Source organism: Microcoleus sp. PH2017_08_TRC_O_A (assembly GCF_020738665.1).
Classification (GTDB): Bacteria; Cyanobacteriota; Cyanobacteriia; order Cyanobacteriales; family Microcoleaceae; genus Microcoleus.
This window is the reverse complement of record NZ_JAEQCE010000041.1, coordinates 1-22,792: the sequence shown is the minus strand read 5'-3', so window position 1 is coordinate 22,792 and position 22,792 is coordinate 1. Positions and strand designations below refer to the sequence as shown.

General features: G+C 46.1%; 17 protein-coding genes. 11 read left to right on the top strand and 6 right to left on the bottom strand.

Annotated features, from left to right (window positions below; genetic code table 11):
- Window positions 1–105: 105 nt before the first annotated feature.
- On the bottom strand, window positions 106–558 hold the full coding sequence (locus JGK22_RS16220; RefSeq protein ID WP_293146325.1) for a cupin domain-containing protein: 453 nt from the start codon (window positions 556–558) through the stop codon (window positions 106–108).
- A 403-nt stretch (window positions 559–961) separates the two neighbouring features.
- Entirely contained in the window at window positions 962–1,732 is a 771-nt protein-coding gene (locus tag JGK22_RS16215) for an isochorismatase family cysteine hydrolase (RefSeq protein WP_293218827.1), read from the bottom strand.
- A gap of 216 nt (window positions 1,733–1,948) precedes the next feature.
- On the opposite strand from JGK22_RS16215, the gene JGK22_RS16210 reads away from it, so the two are divergent.
- From JGK22_RS16210 to JGK22_RS16185, 6 genes are all read left to right on the top strand, one after another.
- Window positions 1,949–3,358 (top strand): amidohydrolase, encoded by a 1,410-nt coding sequence (locus JGK22_RS16210; protein ID WP_293313201.1) that lies wholly within the window; start codon window positions 1,949–1,951, stop codon window positions 3,356–3,358.
- A 165-nt stretch (window positions 3,359–3,523) separates the two neighbouring features.
- The gene (locus JGK22_RS16205; protein ID WP_293176904.1) at window positions 3,524–4,714 is read left to right on the top strand and encodes a glycoside hydrolase family 10 protein; all 1,191 of its coding nucleotides are present in this window, start codon (window positions 3,524–3,526) and stop codon (window positions 4,712–4,714) included.
- 155 nt (window positions 4,715–4,869) lie between these two features.
- The gene (locus tag JGK22_RS16200; protein ID WP_293313199.1) at window positions 4,870–5,553 is read left to right on the top strand and encodes a TIGR02117 family protein; all 684 of its coding nucleotides are present in this window, start codon (window positions 4,870–4,872) and stop codon (window positions 5,551–5,553) included.
- A 116-nt stretch (window positions 5,554–5,669) separates the two neighbouring features.
- Window positions 5,670–6,443: a 1-(5-phosphoribosyl)-5-[(5-phosphoribosylamino)methylideneamino]imidazole-4-carboxamide isomerase gene (hisA, locus tag JGK22_RS16195; RefSeq protein ID WP_293176908.1), complete on the top strand. Its 774-nt coding sequence runs from the start codon at window positions 5,670–5,672 to the stop codon at window positions 6,441–6,443.
- Between the two features lie 349 nt (window positions 6,444–6,792).
- Window positions 6,793–8,202, top strand: coding sequence for a cation:proton antiporter (locus JGK22_RS16190; RefSeq protein ID WP_293205534.1), 1,410 nt, complete (start codon window positions 6,793–6,795; stop codon window positions 8,200–8,202).
- A 102-nt stretch (window positions 8,203–8,304) separates the two neighbouring features.
- Complete coding sequence (locus JGK22_RS16185) at window positions 8,305–11,202, top strand: filamentous hemagglutinin N-terminal domain-containing protein (RefSeq protein ID WP_293228947.1); 2,898 nt, start codon at window positions 8,305–8,307, stop codon at window positions 11,200–11,202.
- A gap of 263 nt (window positions 11,203–11,465) precedes the next feature.
- Here the strand turns inward: JGK22_RS16185 and JGK22_RS16180 are convergent, their stop codons facing one another.
- Together JGK22_RS16180 and JGK22_RS16175 are read right to left on the bottom strand one after the other, a co-directional pair.
- The gene (locus JGK22_RS16180) at window positions 11,466–13,640 is read right to left on the bottom strand and encodes a glutamine synthetase III (protein ID WP_293192063.1); all 2,175 of its coding nucleotides are present in this window, start codon (window positions 13,638–13,640) and stop codon (window positions 11,466–11,468) included.
- Between the two features lie 820 nt (window positions 13,641–14,460).
- Window positions 14,461–15,072: a 2OG-Fe(II) oxygenase gene (locus tag JGK22_RS16175; RefSeq protein ID WP_293176916.1), complete on the bottom strand. Its 612-nt coding sequence runs from the start codon at window positions 15,070–15,072 to the stop codon at window positions 14,461–14,463.
- Window positions 15,073–16,007: 935 nt separating this feature from the next.
- On the opposite strand from JGK22_RS16175, the gene JGK22_RS16170 reads away from it, so the two are divergent.
- A complete protein-coding gene (locus JGK22_RS16170) occupies window positions 16,008–17,126 on the top strand; it encodes an ankyrin repeat domain-containing protein (protein WP_293313197.1) in 1,119 nt (372 codons plus the stop codon).
- Between the two features lie 256 nt (window positions 17,127–17,382).
- On the opposite strand, the gene JGK22_RS16165 is transcribed toward JGK22_RS16170, so the two are convergent.
- Complete coding sequence (locus JGK22_RS16165; RefSeq protein ID WP_293205540.1) at window positions 17,383–18,648, bottom strand: CCA tRNA nucleotidyltransferase; 1,266 nt, start codon at window positions 18,646–18,648, stop codon at window positions 17,383–17,385.
- A gap of 108 nt (window positions 18,649–18,756) precedes the next feature.
- Between JGK22_RS16165 and JGK22_RS16160 the strand changes: the two genes are divergently transcribed.
- The 3 genes from JGK22_RS16160 to tsaB all read left to right on the top strand — a co-directional run bounded on the left by JGK22_RS16160 (window position 18,757) and on the right by tsaB (window position 21,740).
- The gene (locus JGK22_RS16160) at window positions 18,757–19,005 is read left to right on the top strand and encodes a Ycf34 family protein (protein ID WP_293205542.1); all 249 of its coding nucleotides are present in this window, start codon (window positions 18,757–18,759) and stop codon (window positions 19,003–19,005) included.
- A 255-nt stretch (window positions 19,006–19,260) separates the two neighbouring features.
- Window positions 19,261–20,970 carry a serine/threonine-protein kinase gene (locus JGK22_RS16155; RefSeq protein ID WP_293313196.1) on the top strand — a complete coding sequence of 570 codons (1,710 nt, stop codon included), beginning with the start codon at window positions 19,261–19,263 and terminating at the stop codon, window positions 20,968–20,970.
- Between the two features lie 2 nt (window positions 20,971–20,972).
- Window positions 20,973–21,740, top strand: a complete 768-nt coding sequence (tsaB, locus tag JGK22_RS16150) for a tRNA (adenosine(37)-N6)-threonylcarbamoyltransferase complex dimerization subunit type 1 TsaB (RefSeq protein WP_293313195.1) — start codon at window positions 20,973–20,975, stop codon at window positions 21,738–21,740.
- Between the two features lie 232 nt (window positions 21,741–21,972).
- Here tsaB and JGK22_RS16145 read toward each other — a convergent pair whose 3' ends face one another.
- Window positions 21,973–22,236 carry a hypothetical protein gene (locus JGK22_RS16145; RefSeq protein ID WP_293193190.1) on the bottom strand — a complete coding sequence of 88 codons (264 nt, stop codon included), beginning with the start codon at window positions 22,234–22,236 and terminating at the stop codon, window positions 21,973–21,975.
- A gap of 134 nt (window positions 22,237–22,370) precedes the next feature.
- Between JGK22_RS16145 and JGK22_RS16140 the strand changes: the two genes are divergently transcribed.
- A partial coding sequence (locus JGK22_RS16140; protein ID WP_293313194.1) for a tetratricopeptide repeat protein occupies window positions 22,371–22,792 on the top strand: 422 nt, incomplete at its 3' end.

Here is a 22,792-nt window from a genome sequence, read left to right as displayed (position 1 = left end):
CTTGCCCGTTCCTACCTATTTCTGCAAGAGGTATACTGAAGTCCGAACGATCTAACTTAGCGCGTTTAGCTGTTTATTTTGCGGACTGAAGTCCTCACTACAAACCTAGCACGGCACGAGTACATCCGATCGCCCGAGAACCCTCATATCTTCCTCATCGAGTTCGACTGGTGTACCGCTGCGAATTAGTTCCACAAAATCCTCGTTTGGCACCATAATGCACAAAGTGTAAAGACGTTCGCTGCCCGTATTTTCAATGACGTGAGTGCCAGTTGGAGGCACTAACAAACTATCACCCGGTTTAATACTAACTGTTTTGCCGTCGCAAGTCGCTTGCCCTCTTCCTTTGAGTACAAAAAACATTTCTACCGCAAATTGATGGCGGTTGGGAGGAGTTTTTCCGCCCGGATCGAAAATCTCGATGCAAACAGTTAATGAGGCATTCGCGGTTGCCGGATCGAAAACTATGGCTAATCTATTAGTATCCCCCGGGCTGATGCGAAATGCTTGGTAGTCTTGAGGCGATTTCATCACCGGAATCATGCACTGGTTTGTCATTTTTTTATTCTTAGTTGTGAGTTGTTATAGCTGAAGGAAGAAGGAAGAGGGAAGAGAGAAGAGGGAAGCAGAACCCAGGATTTTAGCAATTAAGAACTTCCTAACCGTCTCGGACAGTTGCTATATGTTTCGGGTGCATCTCAATGAATGCAAATATACTCGTAGGGGCGAAGCATTTCGGCAGTAAATCTCTGATTCTCACTCATAAATTATGTGCCGAAATGCTTCGCCCTTGCCAAAATGAGATGCACCCTATGTTTCTGCTGTCATTAGTGAGCATTCAGAGTCATTAGTCCGTGGCTCAACCTCCCCAGTTTATTGCTAATGACCAATGACTAATGACCAATGACCAATGACCAATGACTAATAACTAATGACTAATGACTAATGACTAATTCCCTAGTTATTTAATTGCTTCTAACATAGCCTGAGAATCAGACAAAAACCCAAAACATTGTTTAACGTTATAAAGAGTAGCCTGCCAGCAATACTCTGGAGATGTGGTAGCTGTACAATCTTTGACTAAAATGCAGTCGTAGTTTAGAAAACAAGCATCTTGTAGGGTAGCCATGACACATTGATCGGCGTTGACTCCGCCAAAAAAAAGTGTAGTTCTTCCCAGGTTCCGTAGGATACTATCTAAAGGAGTATCCCAAAAGGCACTCATGCGATATTTATCAATGCAAATATCCTCTGGTTTCTGTTCTAATTCATCAACAACGGCGGCCGCCCAACTCCCTGCCATCAAAACAGATGCGCCGTTTTTGGGTAGCGGATCTCCCAAACCTACGCCCTCGCCCGTGGGATTGTAAACGTGGCGCGAAGCTGCGCTAATATTGAGCAAATCGGGGCGGTTTCCCCAGTTTATCCAAATAATGGGTACTGCGTGCGATCGCAATTTTGGCAGCAAATTTTGCAAAGGATTAATTGGAGTGCGCGCAGGGGTTACATCGACGCCGATGTGTGATAGCCAACCGTCGGGGTGACAGAAATCGTTTTGCATATCTATCACTAGCATCGCTGCTTTTGCTAAGTCCAATCGCAGGGTTTTCGTTTCTGTTTCTAGGGTAACAGGTTGAGGCGCGATCGGCGATCGGGTGATGTCGGCAATTTTAGCATCAACTTTCCAAGCATTCGGCGCAACGCCCAAGGTGCGAAGAAGATCGGGATTCATATTGATTATGTCTCAGAAATAATTTCAATTTTATAACTATTTGATTGTTGATAACTTGTCATATCTTAAATTTTTGTTACAATTAAGTATCCGATGCAACTCTTTTGATAAATTTTATAATTTATTAACTTTAAGGGCGAGCGCAAATCTTGCAAATGTTAGCGCCAAGCAATCATAAAATAGAAATAGATGTAAATCCACAAAAAGGGTAAATCTGTGAGCTTCACTATTCAAAATGCTTTGATTCCGGTTGAGAGTGGTTATGAAACCGCAGACGTGCAAGTGGCGAATAATTGCATAAGTGCGATCGCGCCCAATTTAGCTCCTACAGAAACAGCAATCGATGGCAAAAATAAGCTGCTGCTTCCCGGTTTTGTCAACGCGCACACGCACTCTTCTGAAATGTGGCAGCGCGGGATTATTCCGCCTTTACCGCTGGAGTTGTGGATTGGCGAACTGTACGATTTCACGCCTCTCGATCCGGAACAAGTTTACTTGAGTGCCTTGGGAACTGCGGTAGAAACATTGCTCTCGGGCGGCACAAGCGTAGTCGATCATTTAGTTTTGATTCCGGGGCAAGAATTAGAGACAATTGCTGCGGCAGTTCGCGCTTATCAAGAAATCGGCATCCGCGCTTTTATCGGGCCGTTAATTCAAGATGAATCCCTGACAGCGGGAATGCCTGCGGGCGAGAGTGGCATCGAGCACGCGGCTTACATTCGCTCGACAAATGCAACTTTGGAACTCATGGAAGCAGCTATCAAACAGTTTCACTATCCAGAAAAAGGTGTTAATATATTGCTGGCACCGACGGGAATTCAACTGTGTTCTGATGCTTTGTTTGAAGGCTGCATCGATTTGGGCGATCGCTACAATCTTTGCCTGCACGCCCACCTCTTAGAAACGCCCGCTCAAAAACAGTTAGCTCGCGAAAAATACGGCTGTAGCGCTGTCGAACATTTGCAACAAATCGGTTATTTAAGTCCGCGCACTTCCTTAGCGCACTGCGTGTGGCTGGACGATGCCGACATTGCAATTATGGCAGAAACTCAATCGACTGTTGTACACAATCCCCTCAGCAACCTGCGCTTAGGAAGCGGGATTGCACCGATTTTAAAATACCGCCAAGCTGGAGTAAACGTATCTTTTGGCTGCGACGGCGCCGCTAGCAACGACTCTCAAGATTTGCTGGAAGCGATTAAAATGGGTTCAATTCTGCACAATATTACGGATTTGGATTACCGCCACTGGATTACACCGCGCCAGTCTGTAGAAATGGCATCGCTGGGGGGAGCAAAAGGCTTGAATCTCGGCGATGAAATTGGTTCGCTAACTGTCGGCAAAAAAGCGGATTTGGTGCTGTACGATTTAACCAGTTTATCATTGTTGCCGCGCACCGATCCGATTGGTTTGCTAATTTTGGGACGCCCGACAAATACGGTAGATAGCGTTTGGGTAAACGGCAAACAAATTGTCGCTGAAGGTAAGGTTAAAACCATTGATGTTGATGGTTTGAGGCGGCAATTATTCGATCGCAGCGAGTGGAGTAGCAAGCGCCAATCGCCGATGGTGGGCGAGATTGAATCGCACTACCGCCAAGTGATGAAATTGCCACTCGGCGGTTGAAACCGCGACTAGACAGACAAAACCCGAGGAGGCGGGTTGAAGAAAGACTCGGCGGTTGAAACCGCGACTAGACAGACAAAACCCGCCTCCGCGGGTTCAAGAAAGTCAGGTTTGCAGTGCGAACGTTACAGTATGATATTAGATTGTGGTGTTTGCGAAAAATTGATGATTAAACTGCACAAATGGCGGCGGATACTGGCTTTAATAGTTGTTTTTGCGATCGCCCTTACCTCCGCCGCAATTTTCTCCCCCCGAATGGAAGCTCAAACTGCACCCAAAACCCCAACCACCGAATTGCGCGGCATCTGGCTGACTAATATTGACAGCGACGTTATTTTCTCCCGCAACAACATCATTGACGCTGTAAATCGACTGGACAAACTCAACTTTAACACCATTTATCCTACGGTTTGGCAAGGAGGCTATACGCTTTATCCCAGCGCTGTAGCCAAACGAGTATTCGGAAAGTCGATCGACCCATCACCAGGATTGCAAGACCGAGACATTCTCAAAGAAATTATAGCACAATCCCACAAAAAAAGTATAGCAGTAATCCCGTGGTTTGAGTTTGGTTTCATGGCTCCCGCCGAATCGGAATTAGCCAGACTTCACCCTGACTGGCTGGCGACGCGACGCGACGGTTCAACTATTTGGAAAGAAGGCACGCACGATCGAGTTTGGCTGAATCCTTTTCATCCGGAAGTTCAGAAATTTATCTTAGATTTAATCTTAGAAATCGTCGATAATTACGATCTAGATGGCATTCAATTTGACGACCATTTCGGTTTGCCCGTAGAGTTTGGCTACGAGCCGCAAACAGTGTTAATGTATGAAAAACAAATCAAAAGTCCTCCCTCCAATGACGCCCGCGAAACCTTCTGGATCCGCTGGCGCGCCGACAAAATCAACGACTTCATGGGGCAAATTTCCCGCGCCATCAAATCCCGCAAACAAAAATGTATTATTAGTTTATCTCCCAATCCCTTGCACTTTGCTTTACCCGCCCACTTGCAGGACTGGTTTACCTGGGAAAGACGCGGTTACATCGAAGAACTTATAGTACAGGTGTATCGCAGCGATATCAAGCGTTTTAATGCCGAACTGGAACGGGAAGAAGTCAAACTCGCCAAAAAGCACATTCCAACTGCGATCGGTATTTTAACAGGTTTGAAAAACAGTTCTATTCCGCTGTCACAAATTCAAGAGCAAGTGCAAGCAGTCCGAAAGAGAAATTTTGCAGGGGTTTCCTTCTTTTTCTATGAAAGCTTGTCAAATTGGGCCAGCGAAACTCCCGAACAGCGAAATTCTGCCCTGCAAGAATTCTTTCCCACAAAGATGCAACGCCCGCCTGTTTAAAACCGTTCGTAGTGAGGACTTCAGTCCTTCTTCTTCTTCGTTCGTAGTGAGGACTTCAGTCCTTCTTCTTCTTCGTTCGTAGTGAGGACTTCAGTCCTTCTTCTTAAGATTATTAAGGACTAAAGTCCTCACTACGAACCTTGAAAATAGATATAATGTTTAACACTAAATTAATTTACCGCATTTGTATTCTTAATTTATGTCTGATTGCTATCCTTGCTGCAATCGGCTACCTGACTCCCCGAAAGTGGGGAGACTCCTCGCAAAAAAATTGCACAGTTAGCGTACAAGTTTCTAACCAAGGCATCCACACCGAAATCATCGTTCCAGTTAAAAATCAATACTTTGACTGGAATCAATATTTACCAATTACACAAATAGGACGGGATGCAAATTATGATTATAAATATTTGTCTTTTGGCTGGGGAGATCGAGCTTTTATGCTGGAAAGTCCCACCTCAGCAACCATCAACCCAGTTATAGCTTTCAATGCTCTATTTCTCCCTACTCCGTCTACCCTCCACGTTCAAGGTTATCGAGTTTTTCCTCAAGATATAGAAACCAAATGTGTTAAAATTAGTGGGAAAAATTATCGGAGGCTGGTAAATTTCCTTAAAAATACATTCCAATTAGACGCAGCAGGTAATAAAATAAAAATCAGCTACGGCTACTACAACACTGACAGTTTTTATGAAGCAAAAGGCAGTTACTCTATTTTGAGAACTTGCAATGACTGGACGGCTGAAGCTTTGCGAGAAGCTGAGATTGATACTCCTTTGTGGTCAACTCTATCGTCATCGATTATGTTTCATTTAAATAGCGGTTGTGAAGGTATTTAAACAGTTGACAGTTGACAGTTGACAGTTGACAGCAGTCAATTACCAATTCCCAATTCCCAATTCCCAATTCCCAATTCCCAATTCCCAATTCCCCAATTCCCCAATTCCCAAATATTATGAATGTAATTCCAGCGATCGACCTTTTGGACGGAAAATGCGTCAGACTCTATCAGGGAGACTACGCCAAGTCCCAAACTTTTAACGAAAATCCCGTCGAAGTCGCCAGACAGTGGGTAAATGAAGGCGCCACAATGCTGCATTTGGTAGACCTCGATGGGGCAAAAGCAGGTCATCCTGTAAACTTAGCAGCCATTGAGGCGATCGTCCGCGCAGTAGACGTTCCCTGTCAATTAGGAGGCGGAATGCGCGATCGCCCTTCTGTCGCGGCAATTCTCAAATTAGGCGTTCAGCGCGCCATTCTCGGCACTGTCGCCGTCGAACAACCGCAATTAGTCGGTGAATTGTGTGCCGAATTTCCAGGTCAAATTCTCGTCGGAATCGATGCCAGAAACGGTAAAGTTGCTACCAGAGGCTGGCTGGAAACTTCCGAAGTTTTAGCGACAGAATTGGCGCAAAAAATGGCAGAATTAGGGGCGGCTGAAATTATTTACACCGACATTCACCGCGACGGCACCATGGAAGGGCCGAATTTGGAATCTTTGCGGGAAATTGCTAGCGCCATCTCGATTCCGGTGATTGCTTCCGGCGGCGTCAGTTCGATCGCAGATTTGTTAAGTTTGTTGGCTTTGGAACCAATTGGTGTCAAAAGTGCGATCGTTGGTAGAGCAATTTATACCGGCGATATCATGCTAAAAGAAGCAATTCAAGCAGTAGGACAAGGAAGATGGCAGGATGTTCCCCCAGATTTGGGTTCTTCAAGTTTTGCTTGATACAGCAAATTCCACATTTATGAAGTACACCCGCCTATCGCTCAATCCCCGTAGGGACACGGCAATGCCCATTAGTGTCAACTTAACGTCAAACCCATTCAGAGACTATTGTTTGACGATTAAAGCCAGATCCCCCCTAACCCCCCTTAAGAAGGGGGGGACAGGAGTCTTCTCAAAGTCCCCCTTCTTAAGGGGGATTTAGGGGGATCTGGACTCAGGTAAAAACGAGACTTATCAAGGGTTGTAGTCATAAGTTGACACCTATGGGCACGGCGCCGTGTCCCTACTACACTTCATAAATTCAATCATCAATCAGCGTAGAATCATCTTTATTACCATCACATCACTCATGTTTGTGAACCATACAATTACAGCTTTCAGTTCAGGGATAGCACCGCTAATTGCTCCCATACCTTTGCTAGCAACAGTCGATCCCGAAAATTCGCCGATCGTCCTCAGCGGAGTTTTGCTCAGTTTAGTAGTGATTTATATCGCCAGTAAATTAGGCGCAGAAGTAGCGAGAAACTTCGATTTACCGCCCGTATTGGGTGAATTGGTAGCAGGGGTAATTGTCGGGGTGTCTGCTTTACACCTGATCGTTTTTTCCGAAAGCGGGCTGTCAGCTTCAGACTCCGGGATTATGAGTGTTCTACAATCGCTCAACCATCTATCCCCTGCCGCCCTTACCAGTGTCTTTGAATCGCAGAGTGAAATCATTTCTGTGCTGGGCGAATTAGGCGTAATTATTCTGCTGTTTGAAATTGGCTTAGAGTCCGATCTCAATCAACTAAAACAAGTCGGAGTTCAAGCCGTCGTTGTCGCCTGTGTAGGCGTGGCTGTTCCCTTTGCCGCAGGTACTGTTGGCTTGATGGTAATTTTCCACACTCCAGCAATTCCGGCAATTTTTGCAGGTGCGGCTTTGACAGCAACCAGCATCGGAATTACCTCGAAAGTGTTGTCTGATTTAGGACAACTGACATCTAAAGAAGGTCAAATTATTGTCGGTGCGGCAGTGATTGATGATGTGCTGGGAATTATTGTCCTAGCTGTTGTCGCTAGCTTAGCTAAAACTGGTGAAATTGATGTTGTTAATGTCATCTATTTGATTGTCAGCGCCACTGTATTTCTGTTAGGTTCGATTCTGTTGGGCGGTGTCTTCGACAAAACCTTCTCGGCGGTGGTGGGCCAACTCAAAACTCGCGGCAATATTATTATCCCGGCCTTTATTTTCGCCTTATTCATGGCATTTCTGGGCAACGCAATTCATCTGGAAGCGATTTTGGGTGCGTTTGCGGCTGGTTTGGTGTTGGATAAAAGCGATGCGCGCACAGAGTTGGATGAATTGGTGAAACCCATCTCAGATGTCATTGTCCCCATCTTTTTTGTGACAGTGGGAGCTAGGGCCGATTTGCGAGTTTTGAACCCAGCAGTGCCGGATAATCGGGCGGGCCTTTTGATTGCGGCTTTCTTGATTGTGGTGGCGATTATTGGCAAAATTGTTACAGGTTGGGTGGTGTTTGGTGTGCCCGGAATCAATCGATTGGCGATCGGAGTTGGGATGATTCCTCGGGGCGAAGTCGGTTTGGTTTTTGCCGGAATTGGTTCGGCGAGTGGGGTGTTGGATAAGCCGTTGGAAGTCTCGATTATTATCATGGTGATTCTGACGACTTTCTTGGCTCCGCCTTTTCTGCGGATTGCTTTTGGCGATTCAGTAGTACCTCCTGGTACGGGGGAACCCGCGAGCAAACAAATCGTTTGATTGATGAGGGAATTTGAGTTTGGGCGATCGGCTATTCTGAAAACACAAATGTCGATCGTCCATCCAAATTTGTTCTCCCTAAGTTCTAAGAGATGTTAAACTATGCCTCGCAAATCTTCCGCCCTATTTTTTGCTTTCTTATTGCTATTTCCCACTGCCACAATTGCTCAAATCATCCCCGATCGCACTTTAGGAACTGAAAACTCCCGCACAGTCTCCGACAGCATCAATAACCTACCATCAGACCGCATAGAAGGCGGTGCAAGTCGCGGTTCTAGCTTATTTCACAGTTTCCGCGAATTCAACGTCGGTGAAGGTAGAGGCGCATATTTTGCCAATCCTAACGGCATTGCTAACATTTTTACCCGCGTCACAGGTAGCAATTCTTCCAATATTTTAGGAACATTAGGAGTACAAGGAAACGCCAACTTATTCTTACTCAATCCGAAAGGAATTATCTTCGGCCCCAATGCTCGATTAGATTTACGCGGCTCATTTATCGGTTCAACCGCTGATAGTATTGTTTTTAATAACGGCTTTGAATTTAGCAGCGCGAACCCCAGCGCCGTGCCGTTATTAGCGATTAATATTCCTGTGGGCTTGAGATTTCGAGACAATCCCGGTACAATTGTCAACACTTCCCAAGCAATGGGCCCCACACCAACCTTACCACCACTACCGATAGAGGTTCCTGTTTCTAACAAACTTGGTTTAGCCGTAGACCCCGGTCAAACTTTAGCCTTAATTGGTGGAGACATTCAACTAAACGGCGGCAATTTAACAGCTTATACCGGACAAATATTATTAGGAAGTGTGAAAACTCCAGGTTTAGTACAATTTGAACCAACAGCTTTAGGTCTGAATTTAAACTACAGCAATATTCAGAACTTTGGCAACATTGAAATGAACGGTGCATTGATAAATACCAGCGGATTAGGCGGTGGAAAAATTGACATCAGAGGTTCTAATGTCACCGTCAGTAGTTCAGGAATTTATAGCCTAACACTCGGAAATCTTGATGGCAGAAGTATTGATATTAATGCCCAAAACTTGCGAGTAGATAAAGGGTCGCAAATTCTCAGCGCCACACTCGGAGATGGGAAGGGGAACAATTTAAACATCCACGCTACTGACTCAGTAGAAATGAGCGGGCTGGGAATTGAAGGCTATCAGCGGGTTTATAGCCAATATCTAGCCTCTGGAGCGTTCAACCCTTTTGACCCGCAAATTATGCTGAGTGCTGGTACTGCTGGTAGTGGAGCCGCTGGAAATATTAACATTGACACTCCTCGGCTGCTGCTGCGCGATGGGGCACTGGGCGGTACCAGTACCTTTACTGCTGCAAATGCCGGAAATCTGAATATCCGTGCTAACACCGTCGAATTGATCGGTTCAGTGCTCAACAGCGGCACAACTCGTGGAAGTACCGGCCAAGGCGGAAGTATCACTGTTGACGCACAACGGTTAATCATGCGCGATGGAGCCAGTCTGATCGGCATCAGCCGTAGTGATGGAGCATCGGGGAATATCGCGATTAAAACGAATGAATCTGTAGAATTGTCGGGGAGTCTGGGTGGAGGTACGGGGCAAACTACTCTGGCTACTAGCTCTTTCGATGGAAAGGGGAAAGCTGGGGATATTACGATCGACACTAAGCGGCTGACTGTTTCTAATGGAGCTGTAATTACTTTATCGACGGGTACGATTATTGGTGAAAATGTGTTTTCTACCGGTGGGGGGCCAGGAGGAACTTTAACTATCAGAGCTTCAGACTCGATCGAAGTGAGCGGCGTGTCTGGAGTTTTGACAGGGGGGAATGCGGGCTTCGCACCGAGTGTTCTTGGCACTCAAACTACAAGCTCTGGTAGAGGTGGAGATATCCGCCTTTCTACACCCAGGCTCACTCTGCGGGATGGGGGCATTATTACTGCGGGTTCTTTGAGTGCAGCAGATGCGGGAGATATTACGATTAATGCCGATCGCACAGAAGTCCAAGGCAGTGGGAATAACGGTCGGTTCAGCAGTAGAATTGAGGCTTCGGCTGGCAGGGCGTTTAGTTTTGTCAATCCCAACGCTACGGGGAATGCGGGCTCGTTGAATCTGAATGTTAATCAATTGATTATTAGGGATGGGGCAACGGTCAATGTGGCAAGTATTGGATCGGGACGCGCTGGCAATATCAACGTTGTTGCTGATGCGATCGCCCTGGATAACAAAGCCAGCATTGATGGTACAACCGTATCTGGTACTGGGGCAAATATTAATCTGCGATCGCGATCCATCCAGTTGCGGCGCAATAGCAGAATTACCACCGATGCTGGTATTTCTGAAGGTGGAAATATCAGAATTAATAGCGATATTTTGTTAGCCCTCCCGCGTGAAAATAGCGATATTACAGCCAATGCTCGCACAGCCAGGGGCGGACAAGTTACAGTCAATGTACCGAATATATTTGGTTTTACGAGCATTAATCGCGAAGCAGCTAGAAGCACTTTAGGATTGACTGATGCTGAATTTGCTAACTTACAAGTGAATCCAACTTCTTTAATTCCCACTAGCGACATCGCGGCTATTTCTCAACAGGCTGGCCCGGCTTTGCAAGGGGCAGTAACGTTTAGCACTTCTGGTGTCAATCCGGCTCAAGGATTGGTAGAATTGCCACAAAATGTTATCTCTCCAGAGGCGTTAATTGTAGCTAATCCTTGCACTCAAGGGGCGGGAAGTGAGTTTACTATTACTGGTAAAGGAGGAATACCTGCGAACCCAAATGATTTGCTCAGCAGCGATTCTACCCTGTTTAGTTGGGTGGAACCGGCCGTCGGTAGCAGTCAAAATCTACAGGGTACAAAAGCAGAAATAGAAATTCAGCCCCAGCCAGTGATTCCCGCTCAAGGTTGGGTGATAAATGCTGATGGACAAGTAACGCTTGTAGCATACAATCAAATGGCTCAAGTTCCGCAGCGATCGAAGCCTGCTTTGCCTGTTTGCCGGGAGCGCTGAAATCCGGTTGATAGCAACTGTAGGGCGTTGATTAAAATAAAGTTTTTAACCATAACATCAAAGGAGACGGCAGTGCCGTGTCCCTACCCCAAAATAATATTGTAGGGACACGGCATTGCCGTGTCCCCACAAATCTCACCAGAAATTAACCAGGTTTGCGATTAAGCACAAGTGCATTGAAATTGTATAGTCAAGTTTAAGAAAAGTCTTGTGGGGTGGGCCAGAAAGCCCGCCCCAAAAATACAATTTAGATGCCCAACAGCTTACTTAACAAACAGCATTTCTTGATAAGTAGGAAGCGGCCACAAATCATCAGCCACTTCAGCTTCCAAAGCATCAGCATACTGACGAACCTCATCCATCAAAGGACGAATGGTTTGCGAAGCATACTGCATATGCTCTTCAGTTGTAGCAAAATCGTGCTTGCTCAAAGCATCACTCAACTTGCTCGCAGTATCCATCATCGACTTAACCAGCGTCGCGACTTGTTGAGCAGTTGCCTTTTCTAATTCAATGCCAATCTCTTTCAAGCCAGCAATTGTGTTAGAAAGATCCGACAAATATCTCACCGCTGCCGGATAAATCATTGTTTTGGAAATGCTGCCGACCAGTTTTGCTTCGACTTCAATAGCCAGTATATACTGCTCTGCATACACATCAAAACGGCTTTCCAATTCAACCGGAGTGAGAACACCTGTCTTTTCAAACAAGTCCTCAATGTATTCTGCCTTCAATACGGGCAAAGCATCAGCGGTAGTCCGCAAGTTAGCTAAACCGCGTTCTTCAACGGCCATTTTGTGCCATTCTTCAGAATAGCCGTTGCCGCCAAATACCACAGCGCCGTGCTCGTCCATCACTTCTTTCAAGAGTGTTTGGATGGCAGCATTCAAGTCAGTTCCGTTGGTCAAAGCGCTTTCTAATTTGTTAGCAACCCAGTCCAAAGAATCTGCGAGAATTGTATTCATCGCGACCAGCGGGCCGGAAACAGATTGACCCGAACCTACTGCGCGGAATTCAAAGCGGTTTCCAGTAAAGGCAAAGGGCGAAGTCCGGTTTCTGTCGCCGGCATCTTTGACGAAAACAGGCAGTGTTTCTACGCCTAAATTCATGATTCCGCGACCTTGGGAATCCTTAATACCCCCCTTGCTAATTTGATCGAAGATATCTTCTAATTGGGATCCCAAATAGACAGAGATAATTGCTGGCGGAGCTTCATTGGCGCCCAAGCGGTGGTCGTTGCTAGCAGTTGCAACTACGGCGCGCAACAAGGGGCCGTATTTGTGAACGCCGCGAATTACAGCGCCGCAGAAAACTAGGAACTGTATGTTGGAGTGTGGTGTATCGCCTGGATCTAATAAGTTGCCTTGGGTGGCGTTACCGACTGACCAGTTGACGTGTTTGCCGGAACCGTTGATTCCTGCGAAAGGCTTCTCGTGCAGCAAGCACATAAAACCATGTTTCTTCGCGGTGTTGCGGAGAATTGTCATGGTTAATTGTTGGTGGTCGCTGGCGACGTTTGCTGCTTCAAAAAAGGGTGCAATTTCAAACTGACCTGGTGCTACTTCGTTGTGGCGAGTTTTGGCAGGAATTCCCAGGCGGTACATTCTTTCTTCTACTTCTTGCATGAAGACTTGAACGCGCTCTGGAATTGCTCCAAAATAGTGGTCGTCAAATTGCTGACCTTTGGCAGGAGGCTTGCCAAACAGGGTGCGACCTGCTAATAACAAATCGGGGCGGCTGTTGGCGAAGTTGGAATCGATCAGGAAGTATTCTTGCTCGGCACCGCAACTGGAATTTACGGGAGCGACTTCGGTATTTCCTAGCAGTTTTAAGACTCTGGTTGCTGCTTTGTTCATGGCAGCAATGGAGCGCAAAAGCGGGGTTTTCTTGTCTAGGGCTTCACCTGTCCAGGAGATGAAAACAGTGGGAATGCACAATGTCATGCCGTTGTCTGTTTCCATGACATAGGCGGGGCTGGTGACATCCCAGGCTGTGTATCCGCGAGCGGCTGCGGTGGAGCGAATGCCACCGTTGGGGAAGGATGAACCGTCGGGTTCGCCTTGTACTAGCAGTTTACCTGCAAATTCTGAGATGACGGAGCCGTCGCTTTGGACGGAGATGAAACCGTCGTGTTTTTCGGCGGTGCTATTTGTTAGTGGATAGAATACGTGGGCGTAGTAGAGGGCTCCTTTGGAAATAGCCCAATCTTTCATTGCTACTGCAACTACATCGGCTACGGAAGGATCGAGTGTTGTACCTGTTTGAATGGTATTTTTGACTGATTTAAAAATGCTTTTGGGCAGGCTTTCTTGCATTTTGCTCAGACTAAACACGTCTGTTGCCCACATTTCTTCTAACCGCTTGGGAGGCTTTGCAGGAGTTATTTGGCGGTTGACGATTTGAGAAATTGCTTGAATGCGCGATTCGTTTCCACTCATGGTTATTTTTATGCGAATTAAGGACGAGTAGCTGTGAAAAAATATAGGTTAGTGCAATTCTAACCGTTGACGAATATGTTGGATTTACCAACATTTTTAGTCTGACCTAACTTTTTGGAGAATGCCTTGTTTGGCTGGCTCTCAAAGATTGGAGGAGCGAGGCGGAATCTCTTCGCCGTCGGTGTTGGTGAGAATCCGGTGTTCCATAGATGCGGTTGGATTTCGATTATTAGCAAGCAAATAGATGACTGGAGACTGTACTAATTTGAGTCAACATCGTAGATGTCGGCGCTGCACAGATTTGCTGGCTAATTTTCACCCTGGTAAGCTCAAAAATTTTGTGCGAGTTAATTCCTATGAATTCTGGTCAAAACTACTTATGGTTTTTAATGGTTCGACGATCGATAAATCGCTGTCCACCAAACAACGCACTTGTTTAGGGTTTTGGGGAATTATGGAGAGTACACAATCTACACTTGGAAAGTGTAAACAATGATTAAGAAAATAAATGTATCGTAGGCTACAAAAGTTTAGTTTTTTTGGCGAAGGGGCGATCGCCCGATCGCACATAACGGCAGAATTTGAGTTGTAGGGTGTGTCAGCAGCGGGTTATTTTGTCAATAATTGAGAGTTCAAAGCTGACGCACCCTACTAGCTACTAGCTCATTTCATGTCCGTTGAATTGCGCGCGAGCTAATTTTGTCGCGTGGTGGGGGCGGGTTTATGAGATTGTTGGTTTGAGCCATAAATTGTTGGTTAACCCGCCCCTACAAGCATTTTGATTCATTCACTGGATCAGATATCAATTATCGAATAAACTTCACTTATTCTTTGCTTTCGCGGCCCGAGACTCGATTGTAAATCCGGGAATATCTTGTAATTCTGTGGCGCTCAAACTGTACTGTTCGCAAACCAAACTTAAGCGAGTCCCGCTACTTTTTACGGCGTTGACTGAGTGTGTCAAATCTCCTTGAAAATAGATCAGTGAATTGACTTGTGGCTTAATCTGTCCGACTTGCTGTTTGTTGCGCCGGAGTATCAATTCTCCGCCTTGCAAATTTGGGGGAACTTGTACGTACAAAACGCTGACGGCGGCGGGAGGTTCAACCGTTTTGCAGTACGATCGCAAAGATCGATCGATATGCGGATCGACGCGGGAACCTTCGCCCAGAAGCAGGGGATTGAGGTAAAAAGCGTTGCATTCCGGCTGTAATGCTTGGTCTAGATAGGGTTTGAACAACGGGAATCGGCGCTCGACTTCGGCGATTTGAGCGCGCCCAAATACCACGGAAAAGCCTTTTGTGCCGATGAAATCGCGGTTGAGGTTGTTGGTTGCAAAGTAAGGTGAGGCGAGAATTGCTCCTCGTAAGTCGTTGAGATAGTCGATCGAGAAAGCGTTAGGATGTTGGCTGTAGTATTTCAAGGCGCTCAAAAATCATCAAACTATTCGGTAAGTGAGAAACTCAGAGTCTTTAGACCTGAGAGGGAAACAACCCGGGCGGTTTCAACCGCCTTGAATCTTTCTTGCCATTACCGCCTTGGAGTTGCTTGGTTTGGTGTACTTTTGTAATGCACTTTCAACGGGACAGTTACCGTTTCAAACCTTGCAACCCTGTACGCATAATGTTTGCTCTTGTGGAGCCTCCCTTGCGGGGTAATGTTCGCCTCGCCAATGTTATAAGGGCTTGTTGGGCTAGCAGCACTGTTTCAGTGACCTTAAAACTGTTTAACCACTAGCGACAGAGCAGGAGACTGGCGTCGCATCCACAGGGTGTCGTGACCCAAATAACGTAGTCAGTGAAGACTTAGGCTGGTCAGAATGGCTTACTTGATTTCTCTTGCAAGCCCAATCTCTTTAGAGTTGGGTTCCTGACCAAAGTTTAACGGAAACAGCGGATAGGAATGCAGCAATTGCTCAGACTTGGGAAAAGCTTAGTTCCTCGCCGAGGATATGCGGAAGTTTCGTAACTCAGTAGTAACACGAAGGGAACAACCAGCACAAGCTCCAACGGGAATTCCCGGACTTTGCTGGATGAATGTTTTTTGATGAGTTGTTGTAAATTGTCGATCGAGAACGACCATTACAACTCTAGTCTAGCTTGCAGTAAATTTTGCCGATCGTCCAAAAGTCGCTCTATCTGGCGTCACCATGCTGCTGAAAGATTTGCAGGTGCGATCGCGATCGTTGTTTGCTAATTCCCAAAGTGCGATCGACCGACATAGGTTAAAAGTTATATAGCAATCCTAAATCATTTGTAAATTTCTTACTCCCTCCCCTTAATAAGGGGAGGGTTGGGGTGGGGTAAAAAACTTTACGACTCATTTAGCACTGCTATAGTCGATCGCATAAGCTACCTTAAGATAATTATGCGTTTCTTTCGTTTTGGCTGTCTTGGTATTTTAGGCTTGTTAATTATCCTCTCCGTTGCCCCCCGACAAATTATGAAATTGGGTATTCGCACGGCCGAATTTAGTCCTGATGGCAAATATTCGATCGCGATTCTCAGATATCCGATGGTGTTTTCTATGCCCGGTGGAGGAAGCGATGCCCCCTGCGATGTATTTCTGTTCGATGCGGCTGGAAGAGAGTTGAATAGTAAAAGTTTTGAGATGGTGCAGCTTGTGTCTGTGAGTTGGCAGGGCGATCGGGTGAGAATTGGGGATATGTTAGATGAATGGGAATTGCCGAAAATAGATAATATCAACATTTTGCTGTTTAGTGCTGCTTACACGGGCGATCGCGCAGCAGTCGAAAAGCTCTTGGCAAAAAATGCAGATATCCATTTCAAGACTTATTTAAACCAAACACTGTTACACGCGGCTGCTTTTGGCCCAAATCAGGCAATTGTACAGTTGTTTCTCCAAAAAGGATTGGATGTAAGGGCTCTCGACAAATCAGGACAAACGCCCCTGCACGCGGCGGCTGCTGGACGGGGTAGCGGGGCGATCGACCTTTTAATCGCCAGCGGTGCAGACATGGAGGCGATCGATCGCAGCGAATACGGACAAACAGCACTCAACATCGCAGCAGAAAGCGGCAATTCTCAAGCAATGAAAGCCTTGATCGAGCGAGGCGCCAAGGTGAATGATAACACCTTTTTTTCTGTAATCAATAGGTTTGAGTCTGAAAAAAAGAAGCAAGAGATAATTGAATTACTTCTCAAGAATAAAGCCCAAGTACCATCAGGTTTACTGTACAGCGCTGTCTCCGGTCGAAATATCGAGATTGTAAAATTATTGATCGATCGCGGTGCTGATGTGAACGCTCCAGATCCCTACGATAATACTACTCTGTTGATGAGAATTGTGCAATCCAATACTGGTATCTCTCCGCAATTCAAACCTGCATTAGTAAAGTTGTTTCTTGCAAAGGGTGCGGATGTAAACGCTCGAAACAAAAATGGTGCAACTGCCTTAAGTATTGCTTACAAATCATCAACTCCGGAGATTGTTAAGTTACTCAAACAGCACGGAGCTCAAAGATAAATCGGCGGTTTAAACTTATCCTCAACAAACTAGGCTGGCTCAGGGATAAACGAGGTTTGAAAGTCGTATTTTGTATGCGGTAGTAAGAGGGCTTTAGCCCAACAACGTACCTCATCCCTCATCTTTAATCTGCCGAGGCGAATTTAGGAGTCAACGAGGTTTCAAAGTCGTATTTTGTATGCGGCAGTCAGAGGGCTAAAGCCCAACAACGTACCTAATCTTTCTGATAACCGCTATACATTTTAGGGATTTGTATTTATATCAAATCTGGCTGTACCGCAACAAAGTCTGACGCCAATTTCAGGGCATCTTCGCGAGTCGCAATTCTCCCTTCCACCCGCGCTAATTGAATCTCCATTAACAATTGACCGATGCGTGGACTTCTGGGAATATTCAAAGATTCCATTAACTCATTGCCGCTCACTAATTGTGTGGGATGGGCGACTATATCACCGACATCGAGATAGCGATTAATTAACAGTGCAATCTCCTCAACCGCAATTCCCGCTGCCATGGCTAAAACTGCTAAAATTGGAAATACTATTCCCACGTCGCGAAACAAGAAATACTGTTCTCGTAAGGACATTTCTGCAATCGGTTGTGCTTGAAGTTGTGGCAAATATTTCAAAAGCTCGATCGCACTTTTAATCTCTGCATTGCTGTACTTCAACCGCAGCAACTCGGTTTCAGCGATTGTCGGGTCGGAATTTGCCAAAACAGCCAACTTCCCGATCGCCAACAACGGCGTTTTAATTGTATCTCGAATCGATCGCCCAAACTCTCTCTCCAACTCCGGGTAAATTGCCGCCAATTCAGCAGCACACGAGTCAATTTTTGTCAAGATATCGAAACGGTCGATCGCGCTTTCAAACCAAATCGAAAACAACCCATCTTCGCAACCCTTACAAATCCAAGGAACGCCGTTATTATTGCTCAACAAATAACCTAATTCTGTCCGCACCCGTTCCACCGCCACCCGACTCAACAACGGCGCCAATTCCCGAATCGCCTGCAAAGTTTCCGGTTCGATCGCAAAACCCAACTGTGCCGCTTGGCGGTAAGCTCTTAATAACCTCAGCGGATCGTCCTCTAAATTCGATCGCGAAATCATCCGCAGCAAACCCAACCGCAAATCAGCTTGACCGTCCAAAGGATCGATGATTTCTCCGGTAAAAGGATTGCAGGCGATCGCATTTATCCGAAAATCGCGGCGGTGCAAATCCTCCTCCAGACTCCCCCCGAAAGCCTGTGCAAAATCCACCGTACCGCCCGCAAACACCACCCGCGCAATCTGTCGTTCCGCATCCAACAACACAAATCCGCCTTTCGTGCGATCGGCAATTTTTCTAGCAGTTTTCACTGCCCGTGCTAACATAACGAAATCCAAATCAAAATAGTGCGATCGGCGGCCCAGCAGCGCATCCCGCACCGCGCCGCCCACCAAATAAACAGGCGGTGTCAGCAGTTCCAAATCGAACGGCCAAGTCTCAGGAGATAACGCAGGTGGCAAATTCATCGGCATCGCAACAAAAATCTACTTTCCTTACAAACAATTAAACTCTTGCTACGCTAGATTAACAGAAAGCTCAAAATTCACCAATCTTTTTGAAATGCACAGAGGATATCAAGAATGTGTATTTGTATTAACTGCCACTATGTAGACCGCTGCTTCACATACCACGCCGTAGAAGGACAGCACGAACAAATCCACCTCACCGAAACACCCGATTTCGACCCCGTAGAACCCACCATCAACGTCAACATCCGCCCCCGTCAAGACGAAGTAGAAATGGAATGGGATGTAGTCGGGTGTCAAAGTTTTAAGCAAGAGATCGGCAAATGGGCAAAATTGCGGCCGGGCGAACTCGTACCGACTTGAGTCAGTTGACAGTTGACAGTTGACAGTTGACAGTTGTTAGTTGTTAGTTATTAGTTATTAGTTGTTAGTAGACCGTAGACATTTGACCTGTGGTAGGGGCAGTGCCCCCGTGCCCGCCCTCTTCGTTAACAGTTGGTATTTTTTAGTTCCAATTCCCAATTCCCGATGCCCGATGCCCGATGCCCAATTCCCAATTCCCAATTCCCAATTCCCCATTCCTAAATCTAAAATCTAAAATCCAAAATCTAAAATCCAATGTCCTATTGCTTAAACCCAACTTGTCAGAATCCGCAAAACCCCGGTGATGCAGAATTTTGCCAAAGTTGCGGCTCAAAATTGTTGTTAACTAACGAACAATCGCCATCAGCATCTCGCTACCGTACCATAAAGCCGATCGCGCAAGGAGGCTTCGGCAGAACTTTCCTAGCAGTTGATGAAACCAAACCCCAGACTTTTGGGCAGTGCGTCATCAAGCAATTTTTCCCGCAAAACACCGCAGCCGAAAAAGCCGCCCAACTCTTCCACCAAGAAGCAGCCCAGCTAGAAACCTTGGGAAAACATCCCCAAATTCCCGAATTAATCGCGCATTTTGAACAAGAGGGAAGACAATATTTAGTACAAGAATTTATAGACGGCAAAAATTTAGCTCAAGAATTAGAACAAAAAGGAGCATTCACCGAAACCCAAATTCGACAAATCCTCAACGATTTATTGCCCGTAATCCACTTCGTTCACAAATCCAAAGTCATTCACCGCGATATCAAACCAGAAAATATCATTCGCCGCCGCCTATCTCCCGCCCCTTTACCCGCCTTAGAAAATTCCTATCAACCCTCTCCTTTCCAAAAAGATATAGTTTTAGTAGACTTTGGTGCAGCAAAGAAAGTAACAGCAACCGGATTGCCACAAACTGGTACAATTATCGGCAGCGCTGCTTATACAGCCCCAGAACAATTGATGGGAAAAGCAGTTTTTGCTAGCGATATCTACAGTTTGGGTGTTACTTGCATTCACTTGCTGACTCACATTCCTCCCTTCGACTTGTTCGAGGGCGCCGAAGATTCCTGGGCTTGGCGCAATTATTTGAAGAGTGCTGTTAGCGACGATTTCGGCCGCATCCTCGACACCATGCTCCAAAGTGCCACCAACCGGCGCTACAATTCAGCATCCGCAGTCATCCGGCAGTTGAACCCCAAGCCGGTCTATTTAGACGCGCAGCCCGTGCTGGATGCGCCGGAAACAAGCGCAGAATCGAAGCCTGCACTGGCCCCGACACCTGCGCTTTTGGGTCGGGAACAGCAAGCCGAAATTCAGCAAGCTTTACAAGAGGCGATCGCCCCGTACAATGTTACAATCCAAGTCAGTCAAGCCAAGCAAAAGCTGAATATCGTCATCAACAGAACCGAAGACAATGCCGTTTACTATCCGCACTTATCCCAAATAATTGCCACCAGAATCACCGATTTGCAGTTAAACAAAGTCGCAGCCATTAAGCTGTTGGGAAGAGTCAACAATTCTCGTATCCCCGAGTGGAAGGAAGTATTGCAAATCGATCCCAAAATTCAATTAAAAAACAAACTCCTGCGGCTGCAACACAATCAATTAGCCAAGAAAATCGCCCCAGTTGTTACCCAAGAATTTTGGCTTCCGAAGTTGAAAACTCAGGATTTCTGGCTCGATTCGCTCATGTTTGCTTTAGTTTGGTTTATCTTTGGCTCTCAAATAGTCATTTTTAATTCTTGGTTCGCGCTTATAGTTGCATCCGGTTTTATGGTTGTCAAACATCAAGTTTCTCAAGACAAAGAATTTGCGAACAAGAATTTATTTGCAAGTTTGGTAGTGCTGTTTTTGATAACTGGTGGCATGGGCAATTCAAGGATTTTAAACACGGGAATATTTGGCATTCTATTGGGTTGCTTGGTTGTGGCATTGCCGCTGTTTTTTGTGAAGGAAAATTATCAGTAATCGTGAATAGCAATCCCCAAGACAAAACATTAGTTAAAAAATACGGCTTAGCGTTGCACACCTCAACACCCGAATTAGGTTTAGCAATCAGCAATTTTTCCGGCGATAATCGCTGCCAAACTTGGAATTTGGGCCGCAGTTTAGCAACGGATTTACACCAGTATTTAGTAGAGTTTATCGCGCCGCAAACTTGGGCAGATTTGGCTTTTATTGCAGTAGCAAAGGGGCCCGGAGGTTTTACGGGGACTCGCATGGGTATGGTGACGGCGCGGACTTTGGCTCAACAGTTGAATATTCCGGTTTTTACTATTTCAACTTTGGCGGCTGTTGCTTGGTTGGAACCCCCCCAACCCCCCCTTAGTAAGGGGGGGCTTTTGAGTGTGGAACCCCCCCAACCCCCCCTTGCTAAGGGGGGGCTTTTGAGTGTGGAACCCCCCCAACCCCCCCTTGCTAAGGGGGGGCTTTTGAGAGAGGATATTGCGCTGCAAATGCCCGCACAGCGAGGTCAATTGTTTGGCGCTGTTTATTCAGTTAACGGTAATTCGGGTTTAACTGAGTTATTTCCTGATACCGTAATGACTCCTGAATCTTGGCAGGAAAAGCTGGAAAGCTGGGAAAATTCCTATCAGTTAATTGAAGTTGGTAGCGAGTTGGGTTCGTCGGTTTCTGGTGTGTTGGATTTAGCTTATTTGGAGTGGAAACAAGGAAGTCGCCCTGATTGGTGGGATGCTTTGCCTTATTACGGGCAACATCCCGTGCAGGGAAAATGAATATTGGGCAAAACTTACGCATTAAGACCAAAGAAACCGGGTTTTTTACCTAATCTCTGGGTGATAACGAATAATTTTTCTAAAAAACCCGGTTTCTGACTACCCGTGCGTAGGTTTTATTGGGACTTAATTTGGTAATTTTTAAGGATTTGTGAATGAGATTTTTTTATTGAACCGCGAAGGCGCGAAGGGCGCAAAGGAAGAGAAGAGAAGAGAGAGTTTTTGTTGTTGTTTATTTCAGGGCGATACAAAGTTCGAGGCAAAAAGTTAATGTCAGCGCATCTGGGTTTTCGGTTCGCAATTGGTCGATTTCATCGGGATTGCAGCCGCGAGATTCCATAAAAGCGAGCATCCAGCTAATTAGCGCATCAATATCAATGTATTTTGCTCCGAGACATTCGGGGCAAGTTTCTCCGTTGACTGTACCTGTGCCTTCGCACTCGGGGCAATCCCAGTGGGTGTTTATCGAATTGGACTCGATTAGGCTGTTGCTCATTTTAGGCAAAAGTTCGATCGCACTACAAGCTCAGTTTACCAATTCAGGAAAAATGTCGATCGCCCTTACCTCTTCCTGCCTTTACACCAAGCTGGATAGTGATTAAAATTTAATAAAATACAAAAGGGGTAGTTATGTTCGATCGCACTCAATGGGTTTTGGCTGGTATGTCGATCGCACTTTCGGTTCAGCTAAGTCAGCCAGTAGCAGCAGCCGCACCCGTTGGTAAAGCCGTACAAACAGCACAAACAAACAGTATTGGCGTTGCTGAAGCAGCATTAAAAGAGGGACTACTACTTTACCAACAAGGAACGGTAGAAGCTAAAAAAAGTGCGATAGTTCAGTTTGAAATAGCATTAAAATTGTTTCGGGAAGCGAGCGATAGTCACGGGGAAGCGATCGCCCTGATGGGCATCGGCAAAGCCTACTCAGATTTGGGAGAAAAACTCAAAGCAAGAGAGTATTACAGCCAGTCCCTTCCCCTATTTCGGGCTGCGAGCGATCGCTCTGGGGAAGCTGTTAACCTCAACAACATCGGCCAAGTCTACTCAGACTT

Bases quoted from the DNA above. Each gene is read 5' to 3' on its own strand.
- JGK22_RS16170 (WP_293313197.1), top strand. From the start codon at position 16,008: ATGCGTTTCTTTCGTTTTGGCTGTCTTGGTATTTTAGGCTTGTTAATT.
- hisA (WP_293176908.1), top strand. From the start codon at position 5,670: ATGAATGTAATTCCAGCGATCGACCTTTTGGACGGAAAATGCGTCAGA.
- JGK22_RS16155 (WP_293313196.1), top strand. From the start codon at position 19,261: ATGTCCTATTGCTTAAACCCAACTTGTCAGAATCCGCAAAACCCCGGT.
- JGK22_RS16165 (WP_293205540.1), bottom strand. From the start codon at position 18,648: ATGCCGATGAATTTGCCACCTGCGTTATCTCCTGAGACTTGGCCGTTC.
- JGK22_RS16145 (WP_293193190.1), bottom strand. From the start codon at position 22,236: ATGAGCAACAGCCTAATCGAGTCCAATTCGATAAACACCCACTGGGAT.
- JGK22_RS16185 (WP_293228947.1), top strand. From the start codon at position 8,305: ATGCCTCGCAAATCTTCCGCCCTATTTTTTGCTTTCTTATTGCTATTT.
- JGK22_RS16200 (WP_293313199.1), top strand. From the start codon at position 4,870: ATGTTTAACACTAAATTAATTTACCGCATTTGTATTCTTAATTTATGT.
- JGK22_RS16215 (WP_293218827.1), bottom strand. From the start codon at position 1,732: ATGAATCCCGATCTTCTTCGCACCTTGGGCGTTGCGCCGAATGCTTGG.
- JGK22_RS16160 (WP_293205542.1), top strand. From the start codon at position 18,757: ATGTGTATTTGTATTAACTGCCACTATGTAGACCGCTGCTTCACATAC.
- JGK22_RS16220 (WP_293146325.1), bottom strand. From the start codon at position 558: ATGACAAACCAGTGCATGATTCCGGTGATGAAATCGCCTCAAGACTAC.
- JGK22_RS16205 (WP_293176904.1), top strand. From the start codon at position 3,524: ATGATTAAACTGCACAAATGGCGGCGGATACTGGCTTTAATAGTTGTT.
- JGK22_RS16180 (WP_293192063.1), bottom strand. From the start codon at position 13,640: ATGAGTGGAAACGAATCGCGCATTCAAGCAATTTCTCAAATCGTCAAC.
- JGK22_RS16190 (WP_293205534.1), top strand. From the start codon at position 6,793: ATGTTTGTGAACCATACAATTACAGCTTTCAGTTCAGGGATAGCACCG.